Annotated in this window: 21 protein-coding genes; 16 read left to right on the top strand and 5 right to left on the bottom strand. The window is 60.4% G+C overall.

Annotated elements, in window-relative coordinates:
• Nucleotides 1-25 precede the first annotated feature (25 nt).
• The 10 genes from CR254_RS17895 to upp are packed head-to-tail and all read left to right on the top strand — an operon-like array spanning nucleotide 26 to nucleotide 8,617.
• On the top strand, nucleotides 26-472 hold the full coding sequence (locus CR254_RS17895) for a hypothetical protein (RefSeq protein ID WP_145996736.1): 447 nt from the start codon (nucleotides 26-28) through the stop codon (nucleotides 470-472).
• An 18-nt stretch (nucleotides 473-490) separates the two neighbouring features.
• Complete coding sequence (locus tag CR254_RS09760; RefSeq protein ID WP_097929672.1) at nucleotides 491-1,588, top strand: ABC transporter permease; 1,098 nt, start codon at nucleotides 491-493, stop codon at nucleotides 1,586-1,588.
• Nucleotides 1,581-2,561, top strand: a complete 981-nt coding sequence (locus CR254_RS09755; protein ID WP_180955958.1) for an ABC transporter permease — start codon at nucleotides 1,581-1,583, stop codon at nucleotides 2,559-2,561. Before CR254_RS09760 ends, CR254_RS09755 begins: the two co-directional genes overlap by 8 nt.
• Nucleotides 2,561-2,947, top strand: a complete 387-nt coding sequence (locus tag CR254_RS09750; RefSeq protein WP_097929671.1) for a cytidine deaminase — start codon at nucleotides 2,561-2,563, stop codon at nucleotides 2,945-2,947. The genes CR254_RS09755 and CR254_RS09750 overlap by 1 nt, the downstream gene beginning before the upstream one ends.
• Nucleotides 2,944-3,735, top strand: coding sequence for a purine-nucleoside phosphorylase (locus tag CR254_RS09745; RefSeq protein ID WP_097929670.1), 792 nt, complete (start codon nucleotides 2,944-2,946; stop codon nucleotides 3,733-3,735). The genes CR254_RS09750 and CR254_RS09745 overlap by 4 nt, the downstream gene beginning before the upstream one ends.
• Nucleotides 3,732-4,493, top strand: a complete 762-nt coding sequence (deoC, locus tag CR254_RS09740; protein ID WP_097929669.1) for a deoxyribose-phosphate aldolase — start codon at nucleotides 3,732-3,734, stop codon at nucleotides 4,491-4,493. Before CR254_RS09745 ends, deoC begins: the two co-directional genes overlap by 4 nt.
• Nucleotides 4,493-5,800, top strand: a complete 1,308-nt coding sequence (deoA, locus tag CR254_RS09735) for a thymidine phosphorylase (protein WP_097929668.1) — start codon at nucleotides 4,493-4,495, stop codon at nucleotides 5,798-5,800. The genes deoC and deoA overlap by 1 nt, the downstream gene beginning before the upstream one ends.
• Nucleotides 5,800-7,014, top strand: a complete 1,215-nt coding sequence (locus CR254_RS09730) for a phosphopentomutase (RefSeq protein ID WP_097929667.1) — start codon at nucleotides 5,800-5,802, stop codon at nucleotides 7,012-7,014. Before deoA ends, CR254_RS09730 begins: the two co-directional genes overlap by 1 nt.
• Nucleotides 7,011-7,988, top strand: a complete 978-nt coding sequence (gene add, locus CR254_RS09725; RefSeq protein WP_097929666.1) for an adenosine deaminase — start codon at nucleotides 7,011-7,013, stop codon at nucleotides 7,986-7,988. The genes CR254_RS09730 and add overlap by 4 nt, the downstream gene beginning before the upstream one ends.
• Complete coding sequence (gene upp / locus CR254_RS09720) at nucleotides 7,985-8,617, top strand: uracil phosphoribosyltransferase (RefSeq protein WP_097929665.1); 633 nt, start codon at nucleotides 7,985-7,987, stop codon at nucleotides 8,615-8,617. The genes add and upp overlap by 4 nt, the downstream gene beginning before the upstream one ends.
• A 65-nt stretch (nucleotides 8,618-8,682) precedes the next feature.
• Here upp and rpoH read toward each other — a convergent pair whose 3' ends face one another.
• Nucleotides 8,683-9,585 carry an RNA polymerase sigma factor RpoH gene (gene rpoH, locus CR254_RS09715; protein ID WP_097929664.1) on the bottom strand — a complete coding sequence of 301 codons (903 nt, stop codon included), beginning with the start codon at nucleotides 9,583-9,585 and terminating at the stop codon, nucleotides 8,683-8,685.
• A gap of 90 nt (nucleotides 9,586-9,675) precedes the next feature.
• Nucleotides 9,676-10,683 carry an RluA family pseudouridine synthase gene (locus tag CR254_RS09710; RefSeq protein ID WP_097929663.1) on the bottom strand — a complete coding sequence of 336 codons (1,008 nt, stop codon included), beginning with the start codon at nucleotides 10,681-10,683 and terminating at the stop codon, nucleotides 9,676-9,678.
• Between CR254_RS09710 and CR254_RS09705 the strand changes: the two genes are divergently transcribed.
• Complete coding sequence (locus CR254_RS09705; protein ID WP_097929662.1) at nucleotides 10,682-11,014, top strand: DUF6476 family protein; 333 nt, start codon at nucleotides 10,682-10,684, stop codon at nucleotides 11,012-11,014. The two genes, CR254_RS09710 and CR254_RS09705, sit on opposite strands and share 2 nt — an antisense overlap.
• 2 nt (nucleotides 11,015-11,016) lie before the next feature.
• On the opposite strand, the gene CR254_RS09700 is transcribed toward CR254_RS09705, so the two are convergent.
• Nucleotides 11,017-11,322, bottom strand: coding sequence for a hypothetical protein (locus tag CR254_RS09700; protein WP_097929661.1), 306 nt, complete (start codon nucleotides 11,320-11,322; stop codon nucleotides 11,017-11,019).
• A gap of 89 nt (nucleotides 11,323-11,411) precedes the next feature.
• On the opposite strand from CR254_RS09700, the gene CR254_RS09695 reads away from it, so the two are divergent.
• The 5 genes from CR254_RS09695 (at nucleotide 11,412) to CR254_RS09675 (ending at nucleotide 17,114) form a co-directional block, all read left to right on the top strand.
• Complete coding sequence (locus CR254_RS09695; protein WP_097929660.1) at nucleotides 11,412-13,205, top strand: aminopeptidase P family protein; 1,794 nt, start codon at nucleotides 11,412-11,414, stop codon at nucleotides 13,203-13,205.
• A gap of 76 nt (nucleotides 13,206-13,281) precedes the next feature.
• On the top strand, nucleotides 13,282-13,626 hold the full coding sequence (locus tag CR254_RS09690; RefSeq protein ID WP_097929852.1) for a DUF427 domain-containing protein: 345 nt from the start codon (nucleotides 13,282-13,284) through the stop codon (nucleotides 13,624-13,626).
• Nucleotides 13,627-13,675: 49 nt separating this feature from the next.
• Complete coding sequence (locus tag CR254_RS09685; RefSeq protein WP_097929659.1) at nucleotides 13,676-14,407, top strand: Stf0 family sulfotransferase; 732 nt, start codon at nucleotides 13,676-13,678, stop codon at nucleotides 14,405-14,407.
• An 89-nt stretch (nucleotides 14,408-14,496) separates the two neighbouring features.
• Nucleotides 14,497-16,170, top strand: coding sequence for a chloride channel protein (locus tag CR254_RS09680; protein ID WP_097929658.1), 1,674 nt, complete (start codon nucleotides 14,497-14,499; stop codon nucleotides 16,168-16,170).
• A complete protein-coding gene (locus tag CR254_RS09675; RefSeq protein WP_097929657.1) occupies nucleotides 16,167-17,114 on the top strand; it encodes a Gfo/Idh/MocA family protein in 948 nt (315 codons plus the stop codon). The genes CR254_RS09680 and CR254_RS09675 overlap by 4 nt, the downstream gene beginning before the upstream one ends.
• Nucleotides 17,115-17,186: 72 nt before the next feature.
• Here CR254_RS09675 and CR254_RS09670 read toward each other — a convergent pair whose 3' ends face one another.
• Nucleotides 17,187-18,992, bottom strand: coding sequence for a M3 family oligoendopeptidase (locus CR254_RS09670; protein WP_097929851.1), 1,806 nt, complete (start codon nucleotides 18,990-18,992; stop codon nucleotides 17,187-17,189).
• A 227-nt stretch (nucleotides 18,993-19,219) separates the two neighbouring features.
• A complete protein-coding gene (locus tag CR254_RS09665; RefSeq protein ID WP_281252991.1) occupies nucleotides 19,220-19,753 on the bottom strand; it encodes an OmpA family protein in 534 nt (177 codons plus the stop codon).
• Between the last annotated feature and the right edge of the window lie 230 nt (nucleotides 19,754-19,983).

Raw genomic sequence — 19,983 nt, 5'->3', positions numbered from 1 at the left:
CGGCCCATTATCAAGGAAGCATAAGATGACGGATTTCTTTGAAGTTCGCTATCACGAAGACGTGGACGGCTTGCGGTATTGGTTCGGGCCTTATGATGTGGTGCGCAAAAGGCTTCGATCCCAGTTACAAGGAGAGTTGCGGCATGTTGGGGTTTATATTGCACAACATGGTACTGGATTTCGTGTAGGTGAGGGTGAAATTCCCAAACGGTTAGACCGACACAGGAGCCCATTGAAAAATCCAAAAATAAAGGGTGATGCACAGTTATTTGTTTGCCTTGGGCCACCAGCGATTTTTTCTAAGTCTCAGGCGCTTGTTATCGAAAATTATCTAGCAAAAAAACTACTGGGAGAGGGTCGGATTTACGGTCGTGCGATCGCCTCTTCAGCCTCGGGTCTGGATGACACAGGTGTTGCGCATGCCGAAGATATTGCAGTGCGTATATATGAACATTTTAATGAACTCGTCTGAGAGTTAGGAGCGTACAGCATGAACAAGGACCTTCCCGGCTGGGTGGATTTCGGGCTGCTGCCATTGCTCAACCTGCTGACGGCCTTTGTGGTTGCCGGCTTGGTTGTTCTGGCCATTGGCGAGGACCCGATCGAGGCTGTAGGCCACATCATCTACGGTGCATTCGGCTATGGTAACGGCGTCGGCTACACGCTGTTCTACACGACGAATTTCATCTTTACCGGTCTGGCGGTCGCGGTTGCGTTCCATGCCAGCCAGTTCAATATCGGGGGTGAGGGGCAGGCCTATCTGGGCGGTCTGGGCGTTGGTGTGGCCTGTCTGATGCTGGATCAATACCTGCCATGGTGGGGTATTTTGCCGGTGGCGATCCTGCTGGGGGCCAGCTTTGGCGCGATCTGGGCAGCGATTCCGGGCATTTTATATGCCAAACGGGGCGCCCATGTTGTGATCACCACGATCATGTTCAACTTCATCAGCTTTTCCCTGATGAATTACCTGATTAACGAATATCTAAAGGTGCCGGGCAATGCCTCGGTCCAATCACGCACATTCGAGCAGACAGCATGGATGCCCAAGCTGACATGGTTCGAGGGCGTGATGCCGGGTATTTCGACCAGCCCTGCCAACCTTAGCTTTATCATCGCACTAATTGCCTGTGTGTTCGTCTACATCCTGATCTGGCGCACCAAGTTCGGATACGAGGTCCGCGTCTATGGCGCAAACCCGTCAGCGGCGCGGTATGCCGGTATTTCGACCACGCGGGTTGTGGTGCTGACCATGGCGATTTCCGGCGCGCTGGCGGGCCTGATGGGCCTGAACCCTGTGATGGGGGACCAGACGCGGATCTTCCTCGATATTCCGCAACAGGCGGGCTTTGTGGGGATCGCGGTGGCGCTGATGGGCCGTTCGCATCCGCTATGGATCGTCTTTGCGGCGCTGCTATTTGGCACGTTGTATCAGGGCGGCGCAGAACTGGCGTTCGAGATGCCGGCGATCACCCGTGACATGATCGTGGTAATTCAGGGTCTGGTGATCCTGTTTGCGGGCGCGATGGAATTTATGTTCAGGCCGTGGGTCGCACGCGCCTTCTCAATGCGGGAGACGGCAAATGGGTGATTTTATTCCTGATCTGAGCACCGTGGTCGCCCTGACCGACGGAACCCTGCGCGGGGCCACGCCATTGCTGCTGGCCTGTCTGGCGGGCCTGTATTCGGAACGCTCTGGCGTGTTCGATATCGGGCTTGAGGGCAAAATCCTGATCGCGGCCTTTGCCGGTGCGGCGGTGGGTATCACCACGGGCAGCGCGGTTGTGGCTGTTGCGGCGGCGATCGGGGCCTCGACCCTGTTTGCACTGATCCATGGGCTGGCCTGTATTACGTTTCGCGGCAACCAGATCGTGTCTGGGGTGGCTATCAACTTCCTCGCGCTGGGTTTGGCGGCTGTTGCAGGCAATGCAATTTTCCACATGGGCGGTCGCACACCGCAACTGCCCGCCTCGGCCCGTTTGAACGGCGGCGATAGCTGGTTTACCCCGATGTTGGAGGGGATGGGCCGGTACGGTGAGGCCGTGAACGAGATCGCCTTTGACCAATCCGTGTTCGTCTATATCGCCTTTGCGGCGGTGCCCTTTACGTGGTGGGTTTTGTACCGCACCCGCTTTGGCATGCGCCTGCGGGCGGTGGGTGAGAATCCGGCGGCTGTGGACACAGCGGGTATTTCCGTGACAGCCCTGCGGTTCAAGGCAGTGATGTGCGCAGGCGTTCTGTGCGGCCTATCCGGTGCAACCCTGTCGATGGCGCTGAATTCGGGCTATATCAATAATATGAGCGCGGGGCGTGGCTTCATCGCGCTGGCCGCGCTGATCTTTGCCAAGTGGCGTCCGGTTCAGGCGATGTTTGCCTGCCTGCTGTTCGCCTTTCTCAGCGCATCGGAAAGCCGCCTACAGGGCACCGAGGTGCTGGGCTTTGAAATTCCGGTGCAACTGGTTCAGGCGATGCCCTACCTGCTGGTGGTTATCCTGCTTGCCGGATTTATCGGTCAGGCACGTGCGCCAAAGGCGGGCGGTGTGCCCTATGTTAAGGAACGCTAATGTCCGATTTATTTGAAGCGGCCCGCGCCGCCCGCGAAAATGCCTATGCGGCCTATTCCAATTTCAAGGTGGGCGCGGCCCTGCGCACACCAACCGGCATTTATGTCGGGTGCAATGTGGAAAACGTCGCCTATCCTGAGGGAACCTGCGCCGAGGCTGGCGCAATCGCTGCCATGTGCGCAGCGGGCGAACGTGAAATCTCCGAGGTTCTGGTCATCGCGGACAGCCCCGTTCCCATCACACCCTGTGGCGGATGCCGTCAGAAACTGGCGGAATTTGCGGGTGCGGATGTCACGCTGATCCTGGCTGGATTGGAGGGCGAAACCGCACGGATGAAGGTCGGCGACCTGCTGCCCGGCACCTTCACCATGGAGCATATGAAATGACTCTAGACGAAATTCGCGACCAGATCGGCGCGACCCCTACCCAGATCGGCATGATCCTCGGCTCCGGCCTCGGCCAAATGGCTGGGGAAATGCAGGACGCGATCAAGATTTCCTTCGACGAAATCGACGGTATGCCGCAATCGGGCGTGTCTGGCCATGCCGGTGCGCTGGTCGTCGGTAATCTGGAGGGCGTGCGCTGCGCGATTCTGTCGGGCCGTGTGCATTACTACGAACAGGGCCACGCAGCCGCGATGCGCCCCGCACTGGAACTGCTGGCACAACTGGGTGCGGAATCGGTGCTGCTGACCAATTCGGCGGGCTCAACCCAACAGGAAATGCCTCCGGGCAGCCTGATGGCGCTGGACGATCACATCAACTATTCCGGCCTGAATCCGCTGATCGGTGATGGCGGCGATGCGCGCTTTGTCGGGATGGTGGATGCCTATGACCCCGCATTACTTGCCCGCCTGCATGCCGCGGCACAGGCTGAGGGGATTACCCTGCATCAGGGCGTTTACGCGTGGTTCTCCGGCCCGTCATTCGAGACTCCGGCGGAAATCCGCATGATCCGCACGATGGGCGCGGATGCGGTGGGCATGTCCACCGTTCCCGAAACAATTCTGGCCCGCCGTATCGGGCTAAAGGTTGCAGCGATTTCATGCATCACCAATTACGGTGCAGGCATGACGACAACAAACAATTCCCACGCGGAAACCCTAGAGGAATCCGCCAAGGCGCGCGGGGCCTTCATTCAACTGGTCCGCGCATATATTCGGAGCTTCGCATGAGCGATCTGAAGGCTATCGCGGCCAAGGCAATTTCCTGCCTCGACCTGACCAACCTCAACGATGATTGCACCGAACAGGACGTGCTGGATTTGTGCGAGCGTGCGCAAACCCCGCATGGCAACACGGCGGCGATCTGCATCTGGCCGCGTTTTGTGGCAGCAGCTAAAACGAAGCTGTCGGGCACGGGCATTCGCATCGCAACCGTCGTCAACTTCCCCGGCGGGATGGATGACGCGGATGAGGTGATGGCCCTGACCGAGCAAGCCGTTGCCGATGGCGCGGATGAGATCGACATGGTGATCCCCTATCCTGACTTGCTGGAGGGGCATGCGCAGGACGTTTCCGCCCTTGTCCACCGCGTTTGCCAATCCGCTGGTGGTGCGCGGATAAAGGCGATTCTGGAAACCGGAATGCTGCAAAAACCCGAACTGATCCGTCAGGCCGCCGAACAGGCGATTGAGGGCGGGGCGCATTTCATCAAAACCTCCACCGGTAAGGTCGCGGTAAATGCGACGCTCAGCTCCGCCCGACTGATGGTTGAGGCGATCCGCGACAGCGGCAAGGATGTCGGCTTCAAACCCGCAGGCGGCGTGAAAACAACCGTCGATGCCGGCGACTACATTGCACTATGCGACGAGCTGTTGGGCGATGGCTGGGCCACGCCCGAAACCTTCCGCATCGGCGCGTCCGGCGTGCTGACGGCACTGCTGGCCACGCTGGACGATGGCGATGCACCGGCACAAGGGGAGGGCTACTAATGCTACCACAAGAAGTAATTGCGAAAAAACGCGATGGCGACCGGTTGTCCGAGGATGAGATCCGCTTCTTCATCGAGGGTCTGCACTCCGAGGCGATCACCGAGGGGCAGGTCGGCGCGATGGCGATGGCGATCCTGCTGAACGGCATGGTGATGGACGAACGTGTGGCGCTGACACAGGCGATGCGCGACAGCGGCACGGTGCTGAAATGGGATCTCGACGGTCCTGTGATCGACAAGCATTCGACGGGTGGCGTTGGCGATAACGTGTCCCTGATGCTGGCCCCTGCGCTGGCGGCCTGTGGTGCCTATGTTCCGATGATTTCGGGGCGTGGGTTGGGCCATACGGGCGGCACGCTGGATAAATTCGACGCGATCCCCGGTTATCGCACACAACCAGATATTGAGGAGCTGTACCGCGTCACCGGAAAGATCGGCTGCGCGATTATCGGCCAAACACCTGACATCGCGCCTGCGGATAAACGCCTCTACGGTATCCGCGACGTTACCGGCACGGTGGAAAGCATCGACCTGATCACCGCGTCGATCCTGTCCAAAAAACTGGCCGCCGGTCTGGATGCGCTGGTGCTGGACGTAAAGGTCGGCTCCGGCGCGTTCATGGCCACGGCTGAGGATGCAGACGGGCTGGCACGCTCCTTGGTTGAGGTGGCAAACGGCGCAGGGTGCAAAACCTCCGCTATCGTCACCGATATGAACGAGCCACTGGCCAGCGCCGCGGGCAATGCGCTGGAGGTTATCAACGCCGTGCGCTTCCTGCGGATGGAGGAGATCGACAGCCGCCTTTGGGACGTCACCGTTGCTCTGGGCGGTCAGGCGCTGGTTCTGGCAAAAATCGCCAAGGACAAGGCCGATGGTGAGGCGCGCATGCGCAAGGCGTTTGAGTCCGGTCAGGCCGCAGAGCGTTTCGGCCAGATGGTCACCGAACTGGGCGGCCCCGCTGATTTCATGGAACGGTACGACGCCCATCTGCCGCATGCGAATGTGGTGCGTGAGGTTATCGCCGAACAGCCCGGTTTCGTGAGCAAGATCAACACAAAGGCAGTCGGACTGGCCGTGGTCGAACTGGGCGGGGGTCGCGTACGCGCCGCCGATCCTATCGACTATTCCGTTGGCTTGGACATGCTGGCAGGACGCGGTTTGCGCGTCGATGCGGAACAGCCCATCGCGCGGATTCATGCCAAGGACGAGGCAGCCGCCGACCGCGCCGAGGCACGTTTGCGCGCCGCTTATAAGGTTAGCGATGAGGCACCCCGCGAATTGCCGCTGGAAAAAGAGCGGATCGGCTGATGGCACGCGCATTCCTCCTCGTTCTCGATAGTGTTGGGTGCGGCGGTGCACCTGATGCCGCGCAATTCGGCACAGGCCCCCATGGTGATGAGGGGTCGAATACGCTTGGCCATATCGCGCAGGAATGCGCGGCTGGGCGGGCGGAGGAGGGGCGCAGCGGCCCGTTACATCTGCCCAATCTGGATGCGCTGGGTCTGGGGGCGGCCACACGGCTGGCCTCGGGTCTGACGCCGCCCAACCTGACTGCTGCCCCCACCGCCGCATGGGGTGCCGCGACCGAGGTTTCGCAGGGCAAGGATACCCCCTCGGGCCACTGGGAACTGGCGGGTGTACCGGTGCCGTGGGACTGGCATTACTTCCCCGAAACCGTCCCGACCTTCCCCGAGGATCTGATCGCGGAACTGGTCAAGCGGGGCGATATTCCGGGCATTCTGGGCAATAAACATGCCTCGGGCGTGCCGATTATTGAGGAGCTGGCCGAGGAGCATATCCGCACTGGTATGCCCATCTGCTACACCTCCGCCGACAGCGTGTTCCAGATCGCCGCGCATGAGGAACATTTCGGGCTGGAGCGCTTGCTAAAGCTATGTGAGGTTGCAGCCGAACTGGTCCACCCGATGCTGGTCGGCCGCGTCATCGCCCGACCCTTTGTTGGCACGGCTGGCAATTGGCAGCGTACCTCAAACCGACGCGATTATGCGATTGCGCCGCCTGAACCGACGATTCTTGACCGTGTGCAGACTGCTGGCGGGGAAACCATCGCGGTTGGTAAAATCGGTGACATCTTTGCCCATCGCGGCATTGATGAACTGCATAAGGGTAAGGACGATATGGCGCTGGTGGATCACACCATACGCCTATTGGCCGATGCACCAGACGGCGCATTCGTTTTTGCCAACTATGTTGAATTCGACAGCAAATATGGCCACCGGCGCGACGTGTCCGGCTATGCCCGCGCGTTGGAGGCATTCGATGCCCGCGTGCCGGAATTGCTGACCGCGATGCAACCTGATGACCTGATTGTCTTTACCGCCGATCATGGAAACGACCCGACATGGCATGGCACCGATCACACCCGCGAACGGGTGCCGGTGCTGATGGCCGGGCTTGGCTTTCCCCGCGCACTGGGCCTGCACGGCTTTGCCGATGTGGGTGAAACCATTGCTGCGCATCTGGAACTGGCCCCGGGTAAACACGGAAAGTCACTGCTATGAATGTTGCTGATCTGGCGAAGGTTGAACTGCATTTGCATCTGGAGGGCGCGGCTCCGCCCGCCTTTATGCGCGATCTGGCGGCGGAAAAGGGCATGGACCTTAGCGCGGTGATCGATGGCGATAACTACATCTACACCGATTTTCCGGCCTTCCTCGCGGCATATGAGGCTGTTTCGGCGGCTCTGCAAACCCCTGATGATTACCGCCGTCTGGTGCGGGCCGTGTTGGAGCAATCCCGCGCGCAGGGCGTCGTTTATACGGAACTGTTTGTGGCACCGGCCATCACCGGCAGCTCCATGGCAGATTGGCCGGACTACCTTGCCGGGATGGAGGCAGGCGCCGATGACGTGCCCGAGGTTGAGTGCCGCTTTACCTCCACCGCCGTGCGCCATCTAGGGGCCGATATTGCCCGCCAAACGGCTGAGGTTACGGTCGCCAATCTATCCCCCCGCATGACCGGTTGGGGCATGGGCGGGAATGAAAGCATGTTCGCGCCCGCAGATTTCGCCCCCGCCTTTGACATTGCACGGCAGGCGGGGCTGGGCATCACCACCCATGCGGGTGAGGTCGAGGGACCAGACAGCGTGCGCGACAGCCTCGACTACCTGAAGCCCAGCCGTATCGGTCACGGTGTGCGCGCGATCGAGGATTCCGCCCTGATCGCCCGCTTGGCGGCGGAGGGGATCGTGCTTGAGGTAAATCCAGGCTCGAATATCCGGCTGGGCGTGTACCCGACGCTGGATGATCACCCGATTGACCGTCTGTTGCGCGCGGGCGTTGCCGTGACCGTTTCCACGGATGATCCGCCCTATTTCCGCACGACAATGCGCGATGAGTATACGCAACTGGCGCGGGTCTTTGGCTGGACGAAAACCGAATTCGATGCCATCAACCGCGTTGCACTCAGCGCGGCATTTTGTGACGAGGCGACCCGCGCACGCCTGATGAAACTCTTCGAGGAGCCCGCCGCATGAGCGATCACCTGACCATTGTGAACCACCCCTTGGTGCAGCACAAATTGACCCTGATGCGGGAGAAATCGACCTCCACCGCCGTGTTCCGCCAATTACTGCGCGAAATCAGCCACCTGCTGGCCTATGAGGTGACGCGCGATCTGCCGATGACGACGACCAATATCGACACGCCATTGGTTGAGATGGACGCCCCCACGCTCAAGGGTAAAAAGCTGGCGCTGATCTCGATCCTGCGTGCGGGCAACGGCCTGCTGGACGGCGTGATGGACTTGATCCCATCGGCGCGCGTCGGCTTTGTCGGCCTGTATCGTGACGAGGAAACGTTAAAGCCGGTGCAGTATTACTATAAGGTTCCGGGTGAAATGGGCAGCCGCGTGGTGATCGCCGTTGATCCAATGCTGGCGACCGGAAACTCCTCCGCCGCGGCGATTGATCTGCTCAAGGAATCCGGCGCAACCGATATCCGCTTCCTGTGCCTGCTCGCCTCGCCAGAGGGTGTGGCCCTGATGAAGGAGCGTCACCCCGATGTGCCGATTATTACGGCCGCATTGGACGAGCGTTTGAATGAGCTGGGATATATCCTGCCCGGACTGGGCGATGCCGGTGACCGGATGTTCGGCACCAAATAAAGGCCGATAATTTAGGTTAGCGGGAAACCCGGGGGCGCAAACCCTCGGGTTTCTTGTTATGCGGCTTAGTTGAGAGTTTGGATCATGCCCTGCTCAACAGCCAATTCACGCATTTTCTTTTGCAGCTTTTCAAAGGCGCGCACCTCGATCTGGCGAATACGCTCACGGCTGACATTGTATTGCTGGCTCAGTTCCTCCAGCGTCAGGGGTTCATCCTTCAGCTTACGCTCGGTCAGGATGTGGCGTTCCCGCTCGTTCAGGTCCTCCATCGCCTCCATCATCATGGAGCGGCGGCTGTCCATCTCGTCCTGCTCGGCATAGGCCTCGGCCTGATCGGCATCATCATCGGTCAGCCAATCCTGCCATTCCGATGCGCCCTCACCATCCGATTTCAACGGCGCGTTCAGCGATGCATCACCGCCCGACAAGCGCCGGTTCATCGAGGTGACTTCGTCCTCGGTCACACCCAGATCCGTCGCGATTTTCGAGACGTTCTCAGGACGCAGATCGCCATCCTCCAGCGCACCGATTTTGTTTTTCGCCTTACGCAGGTTGAAAAACAGCTTCTTTTGCGCAGCCGTGGTGCCCATTTTGACCAGCGACCATGACCGCAAGATATATTCCTGAATGCTGGCGCGGATCCACCACATCGCATAGGTCGCCAGACGGAAACCCTTTTCAGGATCAAACCGCTTCACCGCCTGCATCAGGCCGACATTCGCCTCGGAAACTACCTCCGCCGTGGGCAGGCCGTAACCGCGATAGCCCATGGCGATTTTCGCGGCCAGACGCAGGTGCGAGGTCACCAATTGGTGCGCGCTGTCGGAATCCTGATGGTCCACCCAAGCCTTAGCCAGCATGTATTCCTGCTCCGGCTCCAGCATCGGAAATTTGCGGATTTCCTGCATGTAGCGGCTCAGGCCCTGTTCCGGTGACGGGGCGGGAAGTGATGTATACGTGCTGGCCATGGTGCGTGTCCCTTTAACAGTCTGAGGGGTCATTTAAGTATTATACGCGCCAAGACAAGCAATCCGTCGCAAATGTTGCGATTGTTCACGTCATTGCGTTATCGCGCGCAGGTTCTGTAACAACTGGCTGAAATCGTCGGGCAGGGGGGCCTCGAAATACAACTCCTCGCCGCTCAACGGATGCACGAATCCTAGGCTGGTCGCGTGCAGCGCTTGGCGAGGGAAGCGTTTCAGCACCTCCGCGCCGCGCGGAACGGTGCGATTACCGCCATAAACCGGATCACCGACCAGCGCATGTCCCGCATGGGTCATGTGTACGCGAATCTGGTGGGTGCGCCCCGTTTCCAGACGGCATTCCAGCAGGGCCGCCAGCGGACGGGCCAGATCGAAACGCTCCAGCACCTTGGCCCGCGTGACCGCATGGCGGCCACCGGCGCGCACGGCCATTTTCTTGCGATCGCCGGGGTGGCGGTCAATCTCGGTCGCGATGCGGATCAGGCCAGCGGCCTCGAACGATACGCCGGGGATGCCGCGCAGGCGCGGATCGGCGGGGTCGGGCACACCGTGGCACAGTGCGGTATAGTGGCGGGCAATGTCGTGGCGGGCAAAGGCAGCGGCCAGCGGCTGATGCGCCGCATCTGATTTGGCGACCACCAGCAGGCCGGACGTATCCTTGTCGATCCGATGCACAATTCCGGGACGACGCTCACCACCCACACCGGACAGGGTATCGCGGCAATGGTGCAGCAGGGCGTTGACCAAGGTATGATCCGGTGCGCCGGGGGCAGGGTGCACAACCATGCCGGCCGGTTTGTTCACAACGATCAGGGCTTCATCCTCGAACACCACGTCCAGCGGAATGTCCTGCGGTTCGGGGGCGGCATCGGCGGGGGGCGGCGGCAGGACGGTAAATGCCTCACCCACGGCGACCTTACGCTTGATATCCGTCTCAACGCCGTTGGGGCCGGAAACGGCGCCTGCCTCGACCAGATTGCGCAGACGTGAGCGGCTAAGCCCCACACCCTCTGGCGCTGCGTCGGCCAGCACCTTATCAAGGCGGCCTGAACTGCCTGCCACAATGTGGAAAGGATCCTGCATGACGTCTGTCCCGAATTCTGGCTCTGATGAGTATCCGCCGGAGCCACCACGGCTGCGGCTACTGCGCCTGTTGGTCACGACCCTGATGGTCGTGCTGATCGTTGCGGTCATAACTATAGTGGCGCTGCTTGTCATCCGGTTGGGCAATGTTTCCGCGCCACCGGCCTTTCCCGACGGAATCACCGCGCCTGATGGCGAAACGGTGCAGGCGGCAACACTGGGCACGGACTGGATTGCCATCGTCACCCGCGATGATGCGGGGGCAGAGCGGATTCACATCCTGCGCCCCGACGGCACTATCCGCCAAACGGTTCAGATCGCGCCGAATTGAGCCTAGCGCAATTTGGGTGGACCAGCCCCTGCAATCAGGAAGAATATGCCAAAGACCAGCAGGATCGGCGCCAACGGGGTCAGCAGCAGCGGGGTGATCATGTTTTCCCAGATCCACGGCGACATGTATCGCTCCACGGCCGGTTGCAGCGCTAACAAGCTTTCCCGATGGAAACCGGCCCAGATTGCGCCAGTATCGGCCAGACCGAAATCGCGGCCCTTGAATGCCGTGGCAGAGATATCGAACCAGACCCGCAACGCCGCCAGCGCCATGAAGCCATAGCCGATTGCCTTGAACATCTTGCGCATCTTGATTTTCCCTCGTTTGTGCGCGCAGCCTAGCCTCCGCTGACAGGCTGCGCAATTCACCCGCAAACACCTTCGCTTGAGGACATCCCATGTATCAATCCTTTGAGATGGCAACATCGCCCGAAACAGGTGCCGCACGGCTACGCGATTTGCGGGCCGAGCTTTCGACCCGTGGCCTTGATGGCTTTCTGATCCCGCGCGCTGACGCCCATCAGGGTGAAAATGTGGCCCCCCGTGATGAGCGTTTGTCATGGCTGACCGGCTTTACCGGCTCCGCTGGCACCTGCGCTGTGTTGCCTGATGATGCAGGCGTGTTCATTGACGGGCGCTATACGTTGCAGGTGCGCGGGCAGATCGATTTGCAGCACTTCACGCCCGTTGGCTGGACAGGGCAGGAGGTCGGCCCGTGGATTGTGCAGCATCTGCCGACCGGCACCATCGGCTTTGACCCATGGCTGCATACCCCGCGCGAAATTGACGATCTGCGTGCGACTCTGTCGCCGCGGGTTGAGCTGCGCGCGCTGGACGATAACCCGCTGGATTGCGTCTGGGCCGATCAACCCGCCGCGCCTGCTGACCCGATTGTACCGCATGGGCTGGACGTAGCGGGTGAGTTGAGCGCCGATAAACGCAGACGCCTCGCGGCAGAGCTGACCACACGCGCGGCAAGCGCGGCTGTGCTCAGCCTGCCTGACAGCATCGCATGGCTGCTGAATATTCGCGGCTCCGACATTGCGCGCACGCCGGTGGCCTTGTTGTTTGCGGTGCTGCACGTGGACGGAACCGTTGATCTGTTCGGCGCGAAATCCCGTACCGATGATACGCTGCGCGACCATCTGGGACCGGATGTGCGCCTGCACGACATGGACGTTTTCGCCGATCACCTGCGCGCGTTGCAGGGCACGGTCGCGCTGGACCATTCCTCGGCCCCTGTCTGGATCGCGGATCGCCTGAACGAAACTGTGGATTTCGAGCCTGTGCGCCTGCCCAAGGCCCGCAAAAATGCGGCAGAGATCGAGGGCTCCCGCGCCGCCCACCGCCGCGATGCGGTTGCGATGGTCGAATTTCTGCGCTGGCTGGACGAAAACGGCCCCTCCGGCACGCTGACCGAAATCGCAATCGCGCAGCAGCTTGAATCCTATCGTCGTGCAACAAACCAGTTGCGCGATATCAGCTTCGAGACGATCTCCGGCTCCGGCCCCAATGGCGCAATCGTGCATTACCGCGTGAACGAGGCATCGGATCGAACCCTGTCGCCTGGCGAACTGATGCTGGTCGATTCGGGTGGCCAGTATGCCGATGGCACCACCGACATTACCCGCACCGTGGCCGTCGGTCCCGTTGACCCAGATGCCGCACGGGCGTTCACGCTGGTCCTGCGAGGAATGATTGCAATCAGTCAGTTACGCTGGCCTGCGGGGCTGGGCGGGGCGCATATCGACGCGCTGGCCCGTGCGCCGCTATGGTCCGCCGGCATGGATTACGCCCATGGGACGGGCCACGGCGTCGGCGCCTATCTGGGCGTGCATGAGGGACCGCAAAGCCTGTCGCGCCGGTCAACTGTGCCGTTTGAGCCGGGCAACATCCTTAGCAACGAACCGGGCTATTACCGCGAGGGCGCATTCGGCATCCGGATCGAGAATTTGCTGGTGGTCGAACAGCCCTCGGACATCGCTGGCGGCGACCTGCCGATGCTTTCATTCGAGACGTTGACCCTCGTACCCATTGACCGCAGGCTCATCATCCCCCACCTTCTGTCAGCGGTCGAGCTGCAATGGCTGGACCAGTATCATAAACGAGTGTGCGCCGAGATAGGTGCCCTCGTCCCCCCTGCGACCCGCGAATGGCTAAATGCCGCCTGCGCGCCGCTGTCAGAAGACTGAAGGACACCGTAACCGAACTGTCATGCTCTGCATGGCAGTCTGGAACTCCGGCGTCCTATTTGAGGAGGAGACCATCATGGTCGAGAAATACATCACCGTGAGCAAGGCAAACGGCATCTGGACCGTGCGCACTGCCGGCGCGATCATTGCCGAAAGCACAAACGCACTCGAATTGGTTGAGGGCGACTATCCTCCGGTAATCTACTTCCCACGCGACGATATCGCGATGGCCTTCCTTGATCCGTCCGATCTGACCTCGCATTGTCCGCATAAGGGCGACGCCGAATATTTCTCTATCGTGGCGAAAAGCGGCACAATCGCCGATGTGGCATGGTCCTATCCCGCCCCGCTGGAGGCAGCAGAGCGTATCGCGGGCTACATCGCGTTCTATACCGACCGCACAACGGTTGAGCAGATCTAAACTCTTTGCGGGCGTCCACGGATGCCCGCACCCCTATGAAGCCGAAACCATGGCCCAGCCGTACCAATCCTACATCCTGTGCACGACCAGCCGCAGCGGCAGCACACTGCTCTGCACCTATCTGGACGGGCTGGCCGGCCACCCGAAATCCTATTTCCACGCGCCGGATATTACCGCATGGGCCCGCGCGCTGAACCTGCCCGGCGATGCCCCCATTGCGGAGATCGTTGATGCCGCCGGCCAGAATGGCACTGGCGACACGCCGCTATTCGGCCTGCGCCTGATGCGCAAGAGCTTCGCGCTGTTCATGCAGCAGCTCACCATCTTGCACCCCGATTTGCCCAGTGACGCCGCACGGATCGACGCCGCCTTTGGCCGCACCGCCTATATCCACCTGACCCGTCAGGATACCGTCGCGCAGGCGGTTTCCTTTGTCATGGCAGAACAATCCGGCCTGTGGCACCGCAATGCGGACGGGTCCGAGCGTGAGCGCGCCAGTCCCCCACAAACCCTGCACTATGACCATGACGCCATCGCCCGCAACGTGGCCGATCTGCACGCCTATCAGGCGGAATGGCAAGGCTGGTTCGCGCAGCAGGGCATCCAACCGCTGACCATCCGGTACGAGGATCTGGCCGCGACCCCCACGCAAACCCTGACGCAGGTTTTCACGCATCTGGGATTGGACAGCACCGCCGCGCAGGGCCTGACGCCGCAGGTCGCGCCGCTCTCCAATGCTATCAGCGCCGACTGGATCGCCCGTTACCGCGCCACGCATTAGGCTACGCTGCATTTCTTTTGTATCTGACACATGCCCGCCACCTATCGCCACGTCACCCACGGTGCTAGGACCGATAGGCAGGAGGCCAGATGCAAGACGTTCTTTCAGCTCAGATCACACGATACCGCGACGGCTTACAGGGCGCATTGCGACGTTTGCGAAGGCAGGGTCCGGGCCAAGTGTTGTTCTGGCTGATCGCGCTGGTCATCGGCGCGCTGGCTGGCGGCGTTGCCATCGGCTTTCGTGAGGGGATCGCCCTGCTGCAACTGAATTTCTATGGCGAGAGCGACGCGCTGCTGCATTCCCACCTGTCCACGCTGGAATGGTATTGGGTGGTTGGCATTCCGGTGGCTGGCGGCTTTATCGTCGGGCTGATCCTGTGGCGTTTTACCCCCGATGGGCGGGGCCGATCCGTCGCCCATGTGATCGAGGGCGCGGCCCTGCACCATGGTCGGGTGGAAAAGGAGGCTGGCCTCGCCTCCGCCGCTGCATCGCTGATTACCCTTTCTACAGGCGGTTCCACGGGGCGCGAGGGGCCGGTTGTGCACCTTGCCGCGCTGATCTCAACCGCCGTTTCGAACTGGCTGCGTGCGCCTGATATTACGGCCCGCGACCTGATGGGATGCGCCGTTGCAGGGGCCGTCAGTGCCAGCTTTAACGCCCCGATCGCAGGCGCATTATTCGCGTTGGAGGTGATCCTGCGCCATTTCGCCATCCACGCCTTTGCCCCGATTGTTGTGGCATCGGTATCCGCGACGGTGGTCAGCCGATTGTGGCAGGGCGACCTGCCGGAATTCTCGCTGCCCGAACATTCGCTGGCATTCTATGTGGAGCTTCCCGCCTTTATGGTGCTGGGCCTGATCTGCGGTCTGGTGGCCGTGGTGATGATGAAGGCGATCTTTCTGGCTGAAAATGCAGGCGACCGCATCACCCGCCGGCTGAACCTGTGGTTACCGCTGCGCCCCGCGCTGGCCGGTTTGCTGCTGGGCCTGATCGCAACCCAGTTTCCCCATATTATCGGCGTTGGCTATGAAACCACATCGCGTGCGCTGAATGGCGAGCTGGTGATGTGGTCCGCAATCCTGTTCGCGGTGGTCAAGGTGATTGCCGTCGCGCTAACCATGGCGGGCCGTATGGGCGGGGGCGTCTTCTCACCGTCGCTGATGCTGGGCGCTCTGACGGGGCTGGCCTTTGGTTGGGTTTCGACATCGATTTTTCCGACGGTCTCAGGTTCTGAAACGCTCTACGCGCTGGCAGGTATGGGTGCGGTTGCGGCGGCGGTGCTGGGCGCGCCGATTTCGACCACGCTGATCGTGTTTGAAATGACAGGCGACTGGCAGGCCGGTATCGCGGTGATGGTGGCGGTCTCTCTGGCCTCCGCCGTGGCGGTGACGCTGGTGGATCGCTCCTTCTTTCTGACGCAGTTGGAGCGGGCAGGGCATCACGTTGCCGCCGGTCCGCAGGATTACGTGCAATGCACGATCACGGCGGGCGCGCTGATGCGACCACGGGGCGCGGAAAACGGCGCATCCGATACGCAAAGCTGGAGCTTGGTTGAGCAGGGCGCCTATCTGACCCGCAGTGATACGCTGGAAAAAGCCCTGCCGCTGTTCGACCGCATCGGCGGCAATATGATCCCCGTTGTCAAAACCAGCAAGGACGAGGGCGGCACCCCCGAATTACTCGGCGCAGTCTTTCATGTGGACGCGCTAAAGGCATTTAACCGCGCATTGGCAGACGTGGCAAAGGAGGAACATTCATGACCGATATTCTACGCTGGGGTATCCTGGGCAATGCCAAGATTGCCCGCGATCATCTGGCCCCCGCGATCCACAATTCACAGCGCGGAATGCTGACGGCCATCGCCTCGCAATCGGGCCGGATGCTGGATGGTTATGGCCCGCTGAAACTGCACACCAGCTATGACGCAATGCTGGCTGATCCCGATATCGACGCGATCTATATTCCGCTGCCCAATAACATGCATGCCGAATGGACCCGCCGCGCGCTGGACGCTGGCAAACATGTGCTGTGTGAAAAGCCGATCTCGTGGTCCGCCCCCGAAATCGACACCCTGATCACTGCGCGGGATGCGTCGGGCAAGGTCGCGGCGGAGGCCTTCATGGTCTGCTTTCACCCGCAATGGCTGCTGGCGCGTAAGCTGCTGGCCGAGGGCGCGATTGGTGAGCTGCGCCATGTGCAGGGCGCGTTCACCTTTAACAACCCCGACCCCGATAACATCCGCAATAAACCGGATATGGAGGGCGGCGCACTGGCCGATATCGGCGTTTATCCCAGCGTCACCACCCGCTTTGTCACCGGTCGGGAACCGAGTAGCGCCACCACGCAGATGGTTCTGGAAAATGGCGTCGATACGATGGCCCGCACAGCGGTGGAGTTCGATACATTCTCGCTGGATTTCTACGTCTCGATGCGGCTGTCCCCACGACAGCACATGGTCTTTCACGGGACGGAAGGCGTGCTGGAGCTGCCCGCCCCGTTCAACGCCACGCTATACGGTGATGCTTGCGTCATCCTGCGGCAGGGTGATCGCCAAGTGGTGGAGCGGTTTGGCCGCACCAACCACTATGTCGTGCAGGTCGATGCCTTTAATGACAGTGCGCTGGACGGCACGCCCTATCCGCAACCGTTGGAGTTCTCGCGCCAGAATGCCGCGATGCTCGACCTGATCCGCGCAGGGGTTTAGGCGCCGCATAGCTAAAACAGCAACGGCCCGCGTGGTTAAACGCGGGCCGTTATGGTTGGGGCTGAAACGATATCAGCCCTCCATCGCCTCCAGCTCATCAATCAGGCTTTCGATGACGCTCAGGCCCTTATCCCAGAATTTAGGGTCGCTCGCGTCCAGCCCGAACGGGGCCAACAGCTCCTTGTGATGCTTGGAGCCACCTGCCTCCAACATGGCGAAATACTTCTCCTGGAAGTCCGCATCGCCCTCCTCGTAAACGGCATAAAGCGCATTCACCAGGCCATCGCCAAACGCATAGGCATAGACGTAGAACGGCGAGTGTATGAAGTGCGGAACATAGGTCCAGAACGTCTCATACCCCTCAACGAAATCGAAGACCGGGCCTAGGCTTTCGGCCTGAACGCTCATCCAGATGGCATTGATGTCGTCCGGTGTCAGCTCACCCTCACGGCGGGCGGCATGCAATTTGCACTCGAAATCGTAGAACGCAATCTGGCGCACGACGGTGTTGATCATGTCCTCAACCTTGGACGCCAACAGCGCCTTACGCTCATTGCCTTCCTTACCCTCCAGCAACTTGCGGAAGGTCAGCATCTCACCAAACACACTGGCGGTTTCGGCGAGTGTCAGCGGGGTCGAGGACAGCATCTCACCCTGTTTCGCGGCGAGGCGCTGATGCACGCCATGGCCCAGCTCATGCGCTAGGGTCATCACGTCGCGCTGCTTGCCCAGATAGTTCAGCATGACGAACGGATGGGCATCCACAACGGTCGGGTGCGCAAATGCACCGGGTGCTTTACCCGGCTTAACCGGTGCGTCGATCCAACCCTCGGTAAAGAACGGCTCGGCCAGCTCCGCCATGCGCGGATCGAAGCCGGAATAGGCATCCATCACGGTCTGCTTTGCCTCATCCCACGAAATCACGCGGTCATCGGTGATCGGCAGGGGCGCGTTGCGATCCCAAACCTGCATGGTTTCCAGACCCAGCCACTTTGCCTTTAGCGCGTAATAGCGATGGCTCAGGCGGGGATAGGCGGCGACCACGGCGTCGCGCAGGGCCTGAACAACCTCCGGCTCAACATGGTTGGACAGGTGGCGCGCGGCCTGCGGGGTGGGCAGCTTGCGCCAGCGGTCGTCGATTTCCTTTTCCTTGGCCAACGTGTTGGTGATGCGCGCAAACAGGGGCAGCTGGTCACGGAACACCGCGATCAGGGCATGGGTCGCCACCTCGCGCCGCGCACGATCCGTATCGCTGAGGCAGTTCAGCGTCGCCTCAAGGCTGAGCGTCTCACCATCCACATCGAATTCCAGACCGGCCATCGTCTCATCAAACAGGCGATTCCACGCGGCGGCACCGACCACAGATTGATCGTGCAGGAATGTCTCCAGCTCATCGCTCAACTGATAGGGCTTCATCGCGCGCATACGGTCCAGAACAGGGCGATAGCGTTTCAGCGTTTCGTCCTGCTCAACCAACATCGCAAAGGGTTCATCGTCGATGCGGTTCATCTCAAGGCTAAAGAACACCAGATTGGACGAGATCGTGGTGATCTTGTCCTGCATGTCGGACATGAATTTCGCGCGATCTGAATCGGTGGTGTTTTGATAGTACCGCAATCCGGCAAAGGACATGATGCGGCCCATCACGGATTGCATCCCCTCGTACCGCTGAATGCAGGTGCCCAATGCGGCAGCAGTCTTTTCCGACAGGTTGCCCTCGTAATCGGTCCGGAAACGCTCCGCTTCCTCACCCAGCCATTTCAGATCATCCGCAATTTTGGGATCATCCTGACCTGCATATAGCGCGGAAAAATCCCATTCAGGCAAATCAGCCATGCCATCACCGGCGCCACCCTCGGCGGGTTGCAGGTATGTCATCGGGCGAAGGGATAGGGTCGGGGTCATAGCGTGCTCCAAATGCGATATTTCATCACTCGATATCTCAGGTAAGTCGGATGGGGGAACAGGCAATGGCGTCACTGCGTGCTGTGCCGAATTCATCGCGGGGACTTCGCAATTACGCGGTGCCGGATACAAAAACGCCCCGACATTTCTGTCAGGGCGTTTCCGTTAATCTGAGTGACGACCGATGGCCGCCGCCCGAATTACTTCAGGACGATGCCTTCAGCGGTGGACGCTGCTGCTTCGCAGAGGCCATCGGAAGCAACGATCACGCAGTCATACTCGACTGGTGCTGCTGGAGCAGCAATGCCGTCAACGCTGATTTCAACGCGACGGTTACGTGCTTCACGAACGCCGTCAGCAGTTGCAACAGCCAGATCCAGCTCGGAACGGCCGGAAGCAGTTACGATAGCAGGGTTAACGCCGTTGCCGACCAGTGCGCCAACAACAGTTGCTGCGCGTGCTTCGGAAAGCGACTGGTTGTATGCCACGGAACCAACAGTGTCGGTGTGACCAACAACGGATACGGATGTTGCGTTTGCAGCAGCGCCGGATGCGTCGGAAACAGTCTGTGCGCCCAGCTCGGACAGGTCAGCGCGGTTGAACGCGAAGTAGACTGTGTAATCGGTTGCAACAACAGGTGCCGGTGCAGGTGCCGAAGCGGTCTGAGGCGCCTCGCTTGCACATGCTGCCAGGAACGCAGCCGCGCCGATCATCATTACGGAAGCAGTTTTCATCCCTCTCTCCATTCTTTGTTAGAGGTGATTTCGGCCCAGCAAATTCGCTAGACCATCCAAGTTAGAACGCTGTAAAAATTGAAATTTGTACAGCATCACGCAATCGCGCCACTCCGAATTTTGTCAACTGATGCATTTCAGCATCGGCCGCAGCTGAACGTTACATTCAACCCGCAGTGCGCTCTTGTTTCAGGAATGTTGGCGAACGGTGTATCCGCCAACACGTTGTA

This window comes from Pontivivens marinum, assembly GCF_900231835.1.
GTDB classification, from domain to species: domain Bacteria; phylum Pseudomonadota; class Alphaproteobacteria; order Rhodobacterales; family Rhodobacteraceae; genus Pontivivens; species Pontivivens marinum.
Note: the sequence above shows the minus strand (reverse complement) of the source record. Positions and strands in the feature narration are given on the sequence as shown.